At 34.9% G+C, this 13461-nt stretch carries 12 protein-coding genes; 9 read left to right on the top strand and 3 right to left on the bottom strand.

Translation table 11 applies throughout. The annotated features are described in order from the left end of the window. Positions 1–107: 107 nt before the first annotated feature. A complete protein-coding gene (locus tag BW942_RS03015) occupies positions 108–1667 on the bottom strand; it encodes a phosphatase domain-containing protein (protein WP_001005189.1) in 1560 nt (519 codons plus the stop codon). A 146-nt stretch (positions 1668–1813) separates the two neighbouring features. Between BW942_RS03015 and BW942_RS03010 the strand changes: the two genes are divergently transcribed. The 7 genes from BW942_RS03010 (at position 1814) to BW942_RS02980 (ending at position 10164) form a co-directional block, all read left to right on the top strand. Then, positions 1814–2125, top strand: a complete 312-nt coding sequence (locus BW942_RS03010) for a Smr/MutS family protein (protein WP_000730539.1) — start codon at positions 1814–1816, stop codon at positions 2123–2125. After that, entirely contained in the window at positions 2122–3672 is a 1551-nt protein-coding gene (cimA, locus tag BW942_RS03005; RefSeq protein WP_000169688.1) for a (R)-citramalate synthase CimA, read from the top strand. The genes BW942_RS03010 and cimA overlap by 4 nt, the downstream gene beginning before the upstream one ends. Beyond that, positions 3660–4232 carry an aminoacyl-tRNA hydrolase gene (gene pth, locus BW942_RS03000; protein WP_001284985.1) on the top strand — a complete coding sequence of 191 codons (573 nt, stop codon included), beginning with the start codon at positions 3660–3662 and terminating at the stop codon, positions 4230–4232. The genes cimA and pth overlap by 13 nt, the downstream gene beginning before the upstream one ends. Positions 4233–4451: 219 nt before the next feature. Beyond that, positions 4452–5387 carry a tyrosine recombinase XerC gene (xerC, locus tag BW942_RS02995; protein ID WP_002079116.1) on the top strand — a complete coding sequence of 312 codons (936 nt, stop codon included), beginning with the start codon at positions 4452–4454 and terminating at the stop codon, positions 5385–5387. After that, positions 5374–5916: an ATP-dependent protease subunit HslV gene (hslV, locus tag BW942_RS02990; RefSeq protein WP_001114726.1), complete on the top strand. Its 543-nt coding sequence runs from the start codon at positions 5374–5376 to the stop codon at positions 5914–5916. Before xerC ends, hslV begins: the two co-directional genes overlap by 14 nt. Before the next feature lie 9 nt (positions 5917–5925). Then, positions 5926–7365 (top strand): ATP-dependent protease ATPase subunit HslU, encoded by a 1440-nt coding sequence (gene hslU, locus BW942_RS02985; RefSeq protein WP_001273642.1) that lies wholly within the window; start codon positions 5926–5928, stop codon positions 7363–7365. 1425 nt (positions 7366–8790) lie between these two features. Beyond that, on the top strand, positions 8791–10164 hold the full coding sequence (locus tag BW942_RS02980) for a PQQ-dependent sugar dehydrogenase (protein WP_000485070.1): 1374 nt from the start codon (positions 8791–8793) through the stop codon (positions 10162–10164). 219 nt (positions 10165–10383) lie between these two features. Here BW942_RS02980 and BW942_RS02975 read toward each other — a convergent pair whose 3' ends face one another. Both BW942_RS02975 and BW942_RS02970 read right to left on the bottom strand, forming a co-directional pair. Then, the gene (locus BW942_RS02975; RefSeq protein ID WP_000790777.1) at positions 10384–10902 is read right to left on the bottom strand and encodes a hypothetical protein; all 519 of its coding nucleotides are present in this window, start codon (positions 10900–10902) and stop codon (positions 10384–10386) included. Positions 10903–11426: 524 nt separating this feature from the next. Further along, positions 11427–12257, bottom strand: coding sequence for a hypothetical protein (locus tag BW942_RS02970; protein WP_000013261.1), 831 nt, complete (start codon positions 12255–12257; stop codon positions 11427–11429). 67 nt (positions 12258–12324) lie between these two features. On the opposite strand from BW942_RS02970, the gene BW942_RS02965 reads away from it, so the two are divergent. After that, the gene (locus tag BW942_RS02965) at positions 12325–12585 is read left to right on the top strand and encodes a lipoyl domain-containing protein (RefSeq protein WP_000837773.1); all 261 of its coding nucleotides are present in this window, start codon (positions 12325–12327) and stop codon (positions 12583–12585) included. Continuing rightward, positions 12582–13460 carry a metallophosphoesterase family protein gene (locus tag BW942_RS02960; protein ID WP_000697460.1) on the top strand — a complete coding sequence of 293 codons (879 nt, stop codon included), beginning with the start codon at positions 12582–12584 and terminating at the stop codon, positions 13458–13460. Before BW942_RS02965 ends, BW942_RS02960 begins: the two co-directional genes overlap by 4 nt. Position 13461: the final 1 nt, after the last annotated feature.

Here is a 13461-nt window from a genome sequence, read left to right as displayed (position 1 = left end):
ACATTTTAAAGTAAAACTTAGACTTTGTGTGAGTTCCTACATTTTAAAGTAAAACTTAGACTTTGTGTGAGTTCCTACATTTTAAATCGATAAAAAAGACAACGTTTCTAAGAAATTTCTTCTTTTTTCAGAGCCTTTTTCAAACCCTCTAAAATCAGATCTTTTTCGTTTTGATAATCTCCTGGTAGAGTCAAATTTTGAATCCATTCCATCAACGCCGTGGAATCAATCACTTTACCTTCCATCCATTCTCCTGCCATTTCCGCTACAATCCTAAATACAGCAGAAGTATCTAATATTCCATTATCTTGAAGTACTACCGCAAAACCGGGAGCGCCTTCGGTTAAAATATACGGATGAATCTCTTTTTGTTTAAAAGGATCGATTCCAGCAGGAAGTGCACTTTGAATGTTCCAATGCATTTCCTCCTGATCCGGTCCGTGAACAGTTTTATTGATAAGAACCAAGGAAACCGAATTTAAATCTCCATGAATATTTCTATTTTCTTCTCCGAGTTCTCGGATTATTCTTGCGGCGTCTCTTGTAATTGCATCCCTTCCTAAAAAGTTTAGACGATATAGATAGTCTTCCAATTCTTTCCCTTGCATTTTACCGCATAGAATATATTGATAAAGAATAAAGATTAAATAATCACTTTCGGTATTGTCTCCAATTAAAATTTCCTTTGCGTTTGTAGGAAGATACAATCTGTCTCGAAGTAGAATTGTAAGTTTGTAGCTCATCTGATCAAAAAGACTTTGAAATGAAGCTCCTGCAAATTTTCGAATTCTTTCCATAGAACCTAAAATTCCATCCGTTATGAATTTGGCTGGATGGGTTACCGAGTCCCAAAATTTTTCGACAATCCCTTTAATGGTTCCTTCTAAATATTTAAGATGTAAAGATTCGGTTGTGATGGAATGACTTTGAATCGTACTCAGTAATGTCCTTCTAAAAAAATGAGGACTGGCGGATATAAAACAGAGGGGGGAATCTTCTGTAGCCAATCTAATTTCTCTATAGAGAGCTGGCATTCCAGGGAGAGGGAGTTTTTGTTGTGGTGTTTCGAATAACGTAGAAAGTTTTCCTTTGTTAGAATGAATGTCCGTAGCAAGATAAGTCTGGTCTATATCCGAAGTAGTGACGTAACCGTTAAAGTTTTCGGGAAGAATTCTGAGTTTTCCTTTTCCGATTAAGGATTGTCCGGAAATTTCGCTTTTTCCTTTTTGATTTAAGTAAGCTATGTCTTTTGTAAATTGTCTGTAAGAATCTAATTTTCTAAAACGAATCTGAAAGATATACTTTCCGGGAGGAAGGGGTTTTGTGAACTCGTGAAAAAAAAATCCACCTTCGTCTCCTTTGATTTCGGGAGATTGATGAACTAAAACATCGGATTCGTCCCAGATTTCTGCGACTAAGATTGGTTTTCGAACTGGTTCCAGTCCATAATCTAAAAATGGAGTGATTTCTTTTTCTTGACCTTCAAACAGGCCGTTTAACAAATCCCAACGGGAATCGTCTCTCATTTCTTCGGTGATTCCCACGTCCACAACCTGGCCACGAACGTAATACCGATTTTCGCGTCCTAAGGTTCCTCCGCAGATTGCGATCCTTTTTTTATCCACTAACTTCGCCGTTTCCGATTTGGATTCTGCCTGTTCGTTCAAGGTTTAAAACCTACCTCTTTTTATAGAATGGATCGATTGAAAATTGTACCGAAACGTTCGGAGAGTGAAAGCATAAAAAATGAAATTCTTTGTTTTCTGTACTTCTAAACAAAAAACACTGGTACCGAAGAAGAGTCTCGGATTGTATGAAAAAAAAATCCGTCAAATTTGGATATTCAGGAGCGAAAACGATTTATATTCGAAAGCTTCGATTTGAAGAAGCACAATGGAAACTAGAAAAGGAAATTCAAGAAGCTTTTTTAGCCGGGGAAACTCTGATTGAAATTGTTCACGGTATTGGAGAAGGAATTCTCAAAAAACTAACTTTAGATACGATTCGATCTCACGATTTTCTAAAGGAAGTAGATTATTCTCAGTTTGGAATTTCCAACCCGGGTTCCACGTTGGTCGAAGTATTAGGTCCCGATAAGGACGTTCTCAAAAGGTATCTCAGATGACAAAAGTAGAAACTCGATTGGAAATTTTAGACGTAACTTTGAGAGACGGGGAGCAGACCAGAGGGGTCAGTTTTTCCACTTCCGAAAAACTAAATATCGCAAAATTTCTATTACAAAAACTAAATGTAGATCGGGTAGAGATTGCGTCTGCAAGAGTTTCTAAAGGGGAATTGGAAACGGTCCAAAAAATCATGGAATGGGCTGCAACAGAACAGCTTACGGAAAGAATCGAAATCTTAGGTTTTGTAGACGGGAATAAAACCGTAGATTGGATCAAAGATAGTGGGGCTAAGGTTTTAAATCTTTTGACTAAGGGATCGCTTCATCATTTAGAAAAACAATTAGGCAAAACTCCGAAAGAATTCTTTACAGACGTTTCTTTTGTAATAGAATACGCGATCAAAAGCGGACTTAAAATAAACGTATATTTAGAAGATTGGTCCAACGGTTTCAGAAACAGTCCAGATTACGTCAAATCGCTCGTAGAACATCTAAGTAAAGAACATATAGAAAGAATTTTTCTTCCAGACACGTTAGGCGTTCTTTCGCCAGAAGAGACGTTTCAAGGAGTGGATTCACTCATTCAAAAATACCCGGATATTCATTTTGAATTTCACGGACATAACGACTACGATCTTTCCGTGGCAAATAGTCTTCAAGCGATTCGTGCCGGAGTCAAAGGTCTTCACGCTTCTATAAATGGTCTCGGAGAAAGAGCCGGAAATACTCCGTTGGAAGCACTCGTAACCACGATTCATGATAAGTCTAACTCTAAAACGAACATAAACGAAATTGCAATTACGGAAGCAAGCCGTCTTGTAGAAGTATTCAGCGGAAAAAGAATTTCTGCAAATAGACCGATCGTTGGAGAAGACGTGTTTACTCAGACCGCGGGAGTACACGCAGACGGAGACAAAAAAGGAAATTTATACGCAAATCCTATTTTACCGGAAAGATTTGGTAGGAAAAGAAGTTACGCGTTAGGCAAACTTGCAGGTAAGGCGAGTATCTCCGAAAATGTAAAACAACTCGGAATGGTTTTAAGTGACGTGGTTTTACAAAAGGTTTTAGAAAGGGTGATCGAATTAGGAGATCAGAATAAACTAGTGACACCTGAAGATCTTCCATTTATCATTGCGGACGTTTCTGGAAGAACCGGAGAAAAGGTACTTACAATCAAATCTTGTAATATTCATTCCGGAATTGGAATTCGTCCTCACGCACAAATTGAATTGGAATATCAGGGAAAGATTCATAAGGAAATTTCTGAAGGAGACGGAGGGTATGATGCGTTTATGAATGCACTTACTAAAATTACGAATCGCCTCGGTATTAGTATTCCTAAATTGATAGATTACGAAGTAAGGATTCCTCCTGGTGGAAAAACAGATGCACTTGTAGAAACTAGGATCACCTGGAACAAGTCCTTAGATTTAGAAGAGGACCAGACTTTCAAAACGATGGGAGTTCATCCGGATCAAACGGTTGCAGCGGTTCATGCAACTGAAAAGATGCTCAATCAAATTCTACAACCATGGCAAATCTAAAACTATTATTGGTAGGGATTGGAAATCCAGGCCAAAAATATGTTCACAACCGGCATAACATCGGTTTTGTGATCTTGGATTCTCTCTTGGATTCTTCTTCCGTAAGTTATCAAACCAATTCTAAATATTCTTTAGCTAGAACCGATGAAGATGGGGTTACGATTTTTTATCTAAAACCCTTAGAATTTATGAATCTTTCTGGAAAGTCTGTTGCGGAAATCGCTAAAAAAAACGGAATTTCTCCTGAAAACATTTTAATTATTCACGATGAAATTGATTTCGAGTTCGGTAAGTTGAAATTGAAAGGCGGAGGTGGACACGCTGGTCATAACGGACTTAGAAACATAGTAGAAAAATTAGGTACCAATACATTCTTTCGACTTAGGTTTGGGGTCGGAAAACCTTCCATTACTTCAGAAGTGCCGGATTATGTGCTTTCCAATTTTCTTCCGAACGAAAAAGAAAAAATTCCAGAACTTGTAAAAGTTTCTTTGCAAAAAATCTCGGATTGGATTCGAGAAAGAAAAAACGGATTTCAAAAACTCTCCGATAATCAATAGGAAGGAATCGTTTTCACTTTTGTAAAACTGGGTATAAGACTATAGATTTTGCTTCTATAAAATGAATTTTTAATATAATGACCACAAAACGGCGATTTCATGCTGGAATTTGTTGTACGATCATTGTCTTAGGATTTCTAAAAAATCTCTATTGTTTTGAATCATCAAGTTGTAAAGTGGTTCGGTTTTTTTGTAGAAATGATTTTATGGAGAATTTCATTGGGTGACTATCCTTTCCAATTTCCAGAATTTTCTTCCGAATCTTTAAATGAAACGGCTAAGAAATTCATAAACTATTTAAAGATCGAAAAGAACTATTCACAAAACACAATCAACGCTTACAGTATTGATTTAAAATTTTTTTTCGAGTTTTGTGAAAAAGAACAACTAGATATTTTTCAGATCGAACCAGTGGATATCCGATCTTACTTTGCGTATCTCGCAAAAAAACACGAGATAGATCGCAGGTCTCAAAGTAGAAAGTTATCTTCTCTTAGAACCTTTTACAAGGTTCTTTTGAGAGAGGATCTAGTAAAATCCAATCCGGCTACTCAACTCAGTTTTCCTAAAGTTAGAAAAGAAGTTCCTAAAAATTTCAGGATAAACGAAACGGAAGAAATCCTGGAATTTGAGTCAGAAAATGCTTCCGAAGTTTCGGAAATCAGAGATAGGGCGATGATCGAGGTTTTATATTCTTCCGGTCTTAGGGTATTTGAACTTGTAAATGCAAAACTAAATTCTCTTTCTAAGGACTTAACAGTTCTTAAAGTTCTTGGTAAAGGACGAAAGGAAAGATTTGTATATTTTGGTAAAGAGGCAGTAAGTTCGTTACAAAAATATTTGGAATATAGAAACGTTTCTTTTCCAGATGCAGAGGAAATTTTTCTGAATCAAAGAGGAAAGAAACTGACGACTCGAGGGGTTCGATATATTTTGAATGAAAGAAGAAAAAAAATGGGTTGGGAAAAAACGATCACACCCCATAAATTTAGACATACTTTTGCGACCGATCTTTTAGACGCTGGAGCTGAAATTAGAGCGGTACAAGAATTACTCGGACATTCTTCTCTTTCCACAACTCAAATTTATTTAAGTGTGAGTAAGGAAAAAATCAAAGAGGTTTATAGAAAGGCCCATCCACATGCCAGAAAATAAAATTCGTTCTACAACCATTCTCTGTGTACGAAAAAACGGAAAAGTAGCCATCGGAGGTGACGGTCAGGTTTCTATGGGAAACACCGTTATGAAGAACACGGCTAAAAAAATTAGAAGACTTTATGACGGAAAAATTCTTTCCGGTTTTGCCGGATCTGCTGCAGATGCATTTACACTTTTTGAACTTTTTGAAAAGAAGGTTCAAGAATTTGGAGGAAGTCTTTCTAGAAGCGCTGTAGAACTTGCAAGAGAATGGAGAACGGATCGAATGCTTCGAAGACTAGAAGCGCTTCTCATCGTAGCCGATAAGGAAGAATCTTTTTTGATTTCTGGAACTGGAGATGTGATTTCTCCAGACGAAGGAGTGATCGCGATTGGTTCGGGTGGAAATTACGCGTTAGCCGCTGCTCGTGCGCTTTACGATCATACCAATCTTTCTCCCAAAGAGATAGTAGAGTCTTCGATGAAGATTGCGGCGGATATTTGTATTTATACAAACAATCATATAACCCTAGAAGAAATTCTTTAAAATAAAAGTATGGCAAATCATCCAATAGACCAGGAACTTACATCACCGGCAGAAGAAGAGCTTACGCCTAGAGAAATCGTAGCAAAATTAGACGAACATATAATCAGTCAAAAAAACGCAAAGAAGGCAGTAGCCATCGCTCTTAGAAACAGGACCAGACGTAAAAAATTGGATCCGGAAATGAGAGAGGAAATTTACCCTAAGAACATCATCATGATTGGGCCCACCGGGGTCGGAAAAACGGAAATCGCAAGAAGGCTTTCTAAACTCTGTGGTGCTCCCTTTTTAAAAGTAGAAGCTACTAAATATACGGAAGTAGGTTACGTTGGGAGAGACGTAGAATCTATGATTCGTGATCTTGCTGTAATTTCTATGAATCTTGTAAAACAAGAATTTAGAACTAAAGTAGAAGAAACTGCAAAACAAAAAGCGGAAGAAGCATTACTCGACATTCTTCTTCCTTTTCCCGGCGAAAATAAACACGGTTCTGGACAGATAACCGGCTTTGCCACCTCATCGACGTTAGCTGATGAAGAGGATAGAAAAACTCATTTTCTGGAAACCAGAGAATTTATGAGAAAGAAATTAAAAACCGGAAAGTTGGATGATCAGGAAGTAGAACTAGATCTTCCAAATCCGAGTGTCTCTCAGGTTCCTATGCTTCAAGTTTTTGGTGCGGGAAATTTAGACGACCTTGACAATCAACTTCAAAACGTTTTAGGAGATATACTTCCTAAAAAAAATAAAAAAAGGAAACTTAAAATCCCTGAAGCTTTAAAAGCTTTAGAGGAATCCGAAGCAGAAAAGCTTCTCGATCCTGATAAAGTACAAAGAGAAGCACTTCGAAGAGTAGAAGAAATGGGAATCATATTTTTAGACGAGATCGATAAGATTGCTGGAAGAGAAGGAAAAAGTGGGGCGGACGTTTCTAGAGAAGGAGTTCAAAGAGATCTTCTCCCTATCGTAGAAGGAGCTACGGTAAACACAAAGATCGGTCCGGTAAAAACGGATCATATTTTGTTTATCGCTGCAGGTGCGTTTCACATGACAAAACCTTCCGATCTCATTCCTGAATTGCAGGGAAGATTTCCGATTCGAGTGGAACTCGAAAAACTTTCGAGAGAAGATTTTGAAAAAATTCTTACCGCACCTCGTTCTTCTCTTACAAGACAATACGAGGCTCTACTTTCTACCGATGGAATTCAGTTGGAATTTTCTTTGGACGGAATTCAAGAAATTGCAAGAATCGCCTACGATATGAATGAAAAACACGAAAATATTGGTGCCAGAAGACTCAATACAATTTTAGAACGTCTTCTTGAAGAAGTGAGCTTTGAAGGTCCAGATCTTCCGGAGAGTCAGAGAAAAGTAAGGATAGACGGTAAATACGTTACCGATCGCCTGCAAGGTGTGATTCAAAATAAAGATCTGAGTCAGTATATTCTTTAAATAAGTTTTTCTAATATAATAAGTTTTTAATCTCAAAGTAGTGACCCGTGTGGAAAAATTGATTTTTTTTGAAATTTTTATGAAATCTAAAAATAACAATCTGATTCAAAATTATAATAATGTAAAATTCTGAATTTTCTATTAGAGTTGTTGAAAAATTCCATAGCGGCGATTCACAGAACTGCTTCACTCAACCATTTCATGAAACAAAAACAAGATGAAGAATTCGTTTTTCAACAACTCTATTATGTAGAAATGAATAAAGAGCTTATCCCAAAAGTCCAGAATCTAGGAATTCCTACGTGAGTTTAAAATAATAAAGCCTATTTGAAATTGCCCAAGATGTGGGAACTCCTTTGGTTTGTGAAGAATTTATGACACTATTTCATCAAGGCTTTGGGATAATCTCAAAAAAAAATTACATGAAATTATTGTTTTGCGACTGTTTCATGAAATCAAAAACTCATTTTGTCTAGGTTTCCTCCTTTTATAAAAGTTTTTTAAATAGGTTATTTTTAGAATTTTTGAAAACAGATTTTAAACTAGAAATGATTTGTTGATCCTAATTGATATAACTCGGAACTACATAATAAATTACCAGTCTAATAGTTTACACTTTAATTTTGTGAACTCAGCGTAGGAAAATCCGGACAAATTCGGCGTTGCCGGACTACATTTTCAGTCCCAGTCAATAAATTGCATAAAAAAAACGTAATGCAATATTTAGTTTGTAGTTATAATTTATTATAGAAGCGAGATACTGAGCATTCTTATGAGTTCTTCGTCGTTTCAATCGTTTTCGTATTGGATTCTATTGAACTTACGTGAAATGACTTTTTGTGATAAACATTTAGATACTCAATTTGATAGAGATCATTAAAAACTGTAATTTTTAAGTTTTGTATGGTGTTCTATTACATAGCTCTATAGCTTTTGATTAAAAGACTCAATACAAAAACCGTTAATCCGTTAAAATCTCAGAATTTCTAAGTGTAGAAATGCATATATTTTATATTCAAATGGCTTTTTATGGCGAAAATTTCCAATGCTCAATTTTATAAAGATTGGTAAGTCCACGTTTATTTTCTTGCGATAAAACAAACTTTTATGAAACGGATTTTTTTATTATGAATCTTTCTTAGAATAATTTTCTATCAAGATTTTCCAAAAAGTGAAAAGGTTTTAGAGTTTACTTGTAAATTTTTTAGATTTTAAAACTTCATCGATTCGGAGAATACAAAAGTTTCTTAATTTGATTTGACTCTTCTTTGAAAAATAAAATTCTATGACGTTATGTTTTTTAAAATAAAATTTTGTAGTAACTGGTTTATTAGAATAAAGGAAAGTAAAATTTCAAACCTACTGTCTAAATGGTTTCCGTCTTGTCTAAATCGATTAGAACGTGTTTTCTTTAGAATTCAAAAAATGTTTCAAGAATTTCTATTTTTCTTTGAATCATTCGATAAAAATTTGAAACGTTTACAGATAAACATCCATCAAACGACTCAGATTTTTAAACTGAGTAATAGGATTTTTTTTACTTGGAAAAAAAATTCCATATACTTTTTTTTATTTATATTTTTTGTTTTTTCAAACGGCTGTGAATGGGTTCAAAAAACTCTCGTTGAAGTTTTAGGAGCACCTGACAAGTATAAGGCGGAAGGGAATTCTAGCCTTTTGCAACCGATTTATTCTGGTAAAGACGTAACCAAAGAAAGAATTTTAATTTCTCTTGAAGAAGTTTCTTCGGGATTTCAACAACCAACAGATATTCAGTTCCCTCCCGGTGAAACGGAAACTTTTTTAGTTACTGAACAAAAAGGTACTCTTCGTTGGGGAAAAGTTCGTAAAAATGAAACCGGAATATTACTGACTTTGAATGTTCTTTCTGAATCGGAACAAGGTCTTTTAGGTTTGGCGTTTCATCCTGATTTTTTAAAAAACGGTAAATTCTATCTTAACTATGTTTTAAAAGTAAACGGAAAAGATACAAGTCGTGTAAGCGAATGGATCGCTTCTTCTCCTAAAGAATTAGATAAATCTAAAATTACTGCCGAACGAATTATCATGGAAGTGGTTCAGCCGTATCCGAATCATAATGCGGGACAACTCGCCTTTGGTCCGGATCATTATTTATATATAGCTTGGGGAGATGGGGGTTGGAAGGATGATCCGAAAAAAAACGGACAAAACCCTAAGACTTTACTGGGAAGTATGCTGCGTATCGATGTTAATTCTTCGGAAAATGGAAAAGGTTATAAAATTCCAGAAGACAATCCTTTTATAAATGATTCTTGTTGTGCCCCTGAAACGTTTGCATATGGTTTTAGAAATCCTTGGAGGTATAGTTTTGATCCTAAAGGAAGGTTGATTGTTGCAGATGTGGGGCAGGATCTTTGGGAAGAGGTTAGTATTGTAGAACGAGGAAAAAATTATGGATGGAATATTAAAGAAGCTTCACATTGTTTTGAACCAAAAAGGAATTGCAAGCAAGAAGGTCTGATCGATCCGATTTATGAATATGGTCGCGAAGAAGGCCAGTCGATTACTGGTGGTTATGTATATTCTAATTCTCTAATATCGGATTTAAATGGAAAGTATATTTTTGCAGACTTTGTTTCCGGTAGAATCTGGGCCTTGGATCTTCCAGACGAATCCACACAACCTGCAAAGAAAGTTTATAGTCTAGGAAAATGGCCTTTACTTATCTCTTCTTTTGGAAAGGATGCGGCTGGAAAAGTTTATCTAAGTGATTTTGGCAGCGGTAAAATTTATAGAATTGATCGTTCTAAAAATTAAAACTTATGTACTACTCAGAACTATATAATGAATTACCAAGAATTTTTATCTCAAAAACTCGTTTAAGTTATTAGTATTTTTTTATATAGCTGAGTGGATTTTTTAATGTGGAGAGAATTATAAGAATTTAATATTCAAAACAGATAAATTGTTTCGGGAGAAAATTTTTGCATTTTGTGAAATTTTACTACGTTTTTGAGGAATTCAGAAATGGGAAAATTACCAATTTCCTTGTCCTTTCTCCCAGAAGTTTGCAGAATTGCCCGGATTTAGTAAACAACTTCGAATTACCGCAAGATATAAAGAACTAGCTTGATCTTGTGGGTTTGGTTGGCAAGGGCTAGTTAATATGGTTCGGGTACAGTATTCTAAAGAATCTTTATAAAAGTAATGTGTTTTAGATGAACTAAAGGATAGATATAAATCATTAAGATTTTCTTCCATGTCAAAAAACGAGATTCCGTTATATTCTTCGTTACTCCCTAAAATTAACAAACTGACCAGTGTATAAAATTCATTTTCTTCCATTTTAAAAACGTCAAATCCGCAGGAGGTATATCGGCTTGAATAAGCTTCAACCATACGTTGTGTCCATTCGTATTTCGTAACGGTTTTCGAAGAATCGATTCCGGATTCGTCTATATGTGCACCACCTACATATAAATCAATACATGCGATTTGAGATAAAATATTGAATATAACTAAAAAGAAAACTGATCTGTGAAATTTGTTTTTCATAAAATTTAAAATGTATAAATGGAAAATCTAACTCTGAGAGAATTTGTTTTAAAACTTTAATATAGATTAACTTTTTGCAAGTTTTTATAAAAAAATAAAGTTCTACAATTAATTTATCTCTACTGCACAATCCGTTTAAAAAAATAAAATAGATAGTATTTATTCGCAAAAATTAAGGATTACGTTTTATAGATCGATAGTCATTACAAGTAAGGAATTATATTTTAGAAAATTTTTCTTAAGCCAAATTTTTTACTAGTCTTTAAAAAGTTAAGTACGTTTGAGTTTTTGAAAAATTAATTTTACATAGTTTTCCGTTATATGGAAATGATAGATAGAAGCAATTTTGTTAATCTCCATTATAGAATTTTTCAATAACTCTATTTATTTATAAGTAAAATGAACATTTATTATAAGTTTTTAATTTATGAATAACTAATGTAGATTTTATGTATAAATCCGAATTTTATCTTTGAATTCTCTTGTTGAAATTCTCGAAAATAAATAACAATTTTATAATAAAATCAAAACTCCATTTTCAATCCGGTAATTGGATATTTCATATAAACCGTAGTAGTTCTTGCACCAGAAGTAATTGTAAGTAAATCAAGAGGATTGAGACCGATGGAGTAAAAACCCTCGTCTATCATTGCAATTCCAAAACCTGCACTTTCTTTTTCATTTAGATATTCGGGGCGAAAGAAATCTGCAGAATTTCCACGATCAAAAAGTTCTTTGTGTTTGAGTCTGGATTCTTGGATTCTCTGAAAATCTAGGTGATGAATAGGGGAATCATTTCGAATTCGAAAACTCAAATCTTCCGAAGTAATACGAATCTTCAAAGAAATATTCATGTTGTACTTTTTGATCTTTGCTCGAACATCAGTCAGAAAAGTCTTTTCGGTTTCTGTAAGGTCTTTCTTTTTTGTGCGAATTTTATCTTCTAAAAATAGAACACTTTGTACTTGTTTTTTTACTTTTTCTGGAACGATATAACGATGCATTGCGTCTCGAAGTAGAGAAGTTTCCATGATAATCTCTAGAAGTGTCTCCGCGTCTTGACGACTGGATTCTCCTTGTTCTAATTTTTTAAGAAGTTCATCTCTAAAAATGATATGTCGAATGTTAGCTTTAATTGCATTGAGTAAGGCCTCCATAAGTCCGCTGAATAGATGAAAACCTGCTAACGGATTAGCCCCTATCTCCGATAAAATTCCGTTTACGAGTTCGGATAAAATGTCTCGAGTGGGCTTAGTGAGACCTTTGAGTTCAAGATGAAAGAATTTTTTCTTCTTAAGAGCCTCGATATTTTTCAGAATCTCGTTGCCTTTAAGCGCCGTTTTCTGGTTTGCCATATATCCCCGCCGAGTTTTTTAGGTATCATTGATGTACAAAGTCTTTTACGCAAGTTTGTTTTAAACTATGAAATCAAAATCCTACATTTTTGAATTGATCACGCCGGATCTAGGAGATACCGACAAGATAGAACTCGTTCACTGGAATTCGCAGATAGGTGATTTGGTAGAACAAGGTCAAGAGGTTCTGGAGCTAGTTACGGATAAAGCGTGTTTTCCAATGGAGTCTCCAGTGAAAGGTACACTAACGCAAATTATAAAAGAGAAAGGATCTATTGTTCGCAAAGGTGAAGTGTTGGGAATTTTGGAACTTTCTGAATCCGAATGAAAATTCTTCATCTATCAGACTTACATTTTCCGACTTCGCTTCCATTCTTTCAACTTAAGGGTAAGATGTTTGTAGGATATTTAAATTATAATTTTAGAAGAAAGAATAAATATCCTAAAAAAGTTTGGGATTCTATCTTAACTTTTATTCAAGAGATCAATCCAGATGCGATCGTAGTGTCCGGAGATATTACGAACGTATCTCACGAAGAAGAATTTAAAAAAGCCAGAAAAATGTTAAGCGAACTTCCGTTGGAAAAAGTTTTTTATATTCCTGGAAACCACGATCGTTATGTAAAACAATCTTCAGGAGAAAATGCTTTATATGAAAAATATTTCTCCGAATTTTCCGGAGAACCCATTTCGCATAACAAAAATTATATTCGAATCAAGAAGATTCAAAATCTTCATTTTGTGGGTTGGGATTCAAATATTCCTCTTTCAATTTTAAATGCTCATGGACGGATTCACCCGGAAATTGTTATACAAACAAAAAGATTTCTTTCCGAGAAAAAAATCACAAACTATATTTTAGTATGTCATCATCCAATCTGGAATCCGCTTGATAAACAAGAAACAGTACATCATAAATTGCTAAATCGGGAAGAGGTTGCTTCTTTATTAAAAGAACAGCCGCCTCTTGTTTATCTTCATGGTCACGTTCATACGAACTGGGTAAAATTTCCTGGAGAAGAATTGCCTTATTATGTAATCAATTCTGCTTCTAGCACTCGTCTTCCGGATGCAAAACATAAAAGTGGTTTTCATCTTATCGAAATTCAAAAGCAGAAAATTAAAATTCAAAGATATACTTACAATTTAGAAAGGTCTAAGTTTACGGAAGCCTCGCTGGTTTCCTATTCGGAAAAGGAATAGA

Source organism: Leptospira interrogans (assembly GCF_900156205.1).
Lineage (GTDB): Bacteria > Spirochaetota > Leptospiria > Leptospirales > Leptospiraceae > Leptospira > Leptospira interrogans.
Note: the sequence above shows the minus strand (reverse complement) of the source record. Positions and strands in the feature narration are given on the sequence as shown.

Bases quoted from the DNA above. Each gene is read 5' to 3' on its own strand.
- pth (WP_001284985.1), top strand. From the start codon at position 3,660: ATGGCAAATCTAAAACTATTATTGGTAGGGATTGGAAATCCAGGCCAA.
- hslV (WP_001114726.1), top strand. From the start codon at position 5,374: ATGCCAGAAAATAAAATTCGTTCTACAACCATTCTCTGTGTACGAAAA.
- BW942_RS02975 (WP_000790777.1), bottom strand. From the start codon at position 10,902: ATGAAAAACAAATTTCACAGATCAGTTTTCTTTTTAGTTATATTCAAT.
- cimA (WP_000169688.1), top strand. From the start codon at position 2,122: ATGACAAAAGTAGAAACTCGATTGGAAATTTTAGACGTAACTTTGAGA.
- BW942_RS02965 (WP_000837773.1), top strand. From the start codon at position 12,325: ATGAAATCAAAATCCTACATTTTTGAATTGATCACGCCGGATCTAGGA.
- BW942_RS03010 (WP_000730539.1), top strand. From the start codon at position 1,814: ATGAAAAAAAAATCCGTCAAATTTGGATATTCAGGAGCGAAAACGATT.
- BW942_RS02980 (WP_000485070.1), top strand. From the start codon at position 8,791: ATGTTTCAAGAATTTCTATTTTTCTTTGAATCATTCGATAAAAATTTG.
- hslU (WP_001273642.1), top strand. From the start codon at position 5,926: ATGGCAAATCATCCAATAGACCAGGAACTTACATCACCGGCAGAAGAA.
- BW942_RS02960 (WP_000697460.1), top strand. From the start codon at position 12,582: ATGAAAATTCTTCATCTATCAGACTTACATTTTCCGACTTCGCTTCCA.
- BW942_RS02970 (WP_000013261.1), bottom strand. From the start codon at position 12,257: ATGGCAAACCAGAAAACGGCGCTTAAAGGCAACGAGATTCTGAAAAAT.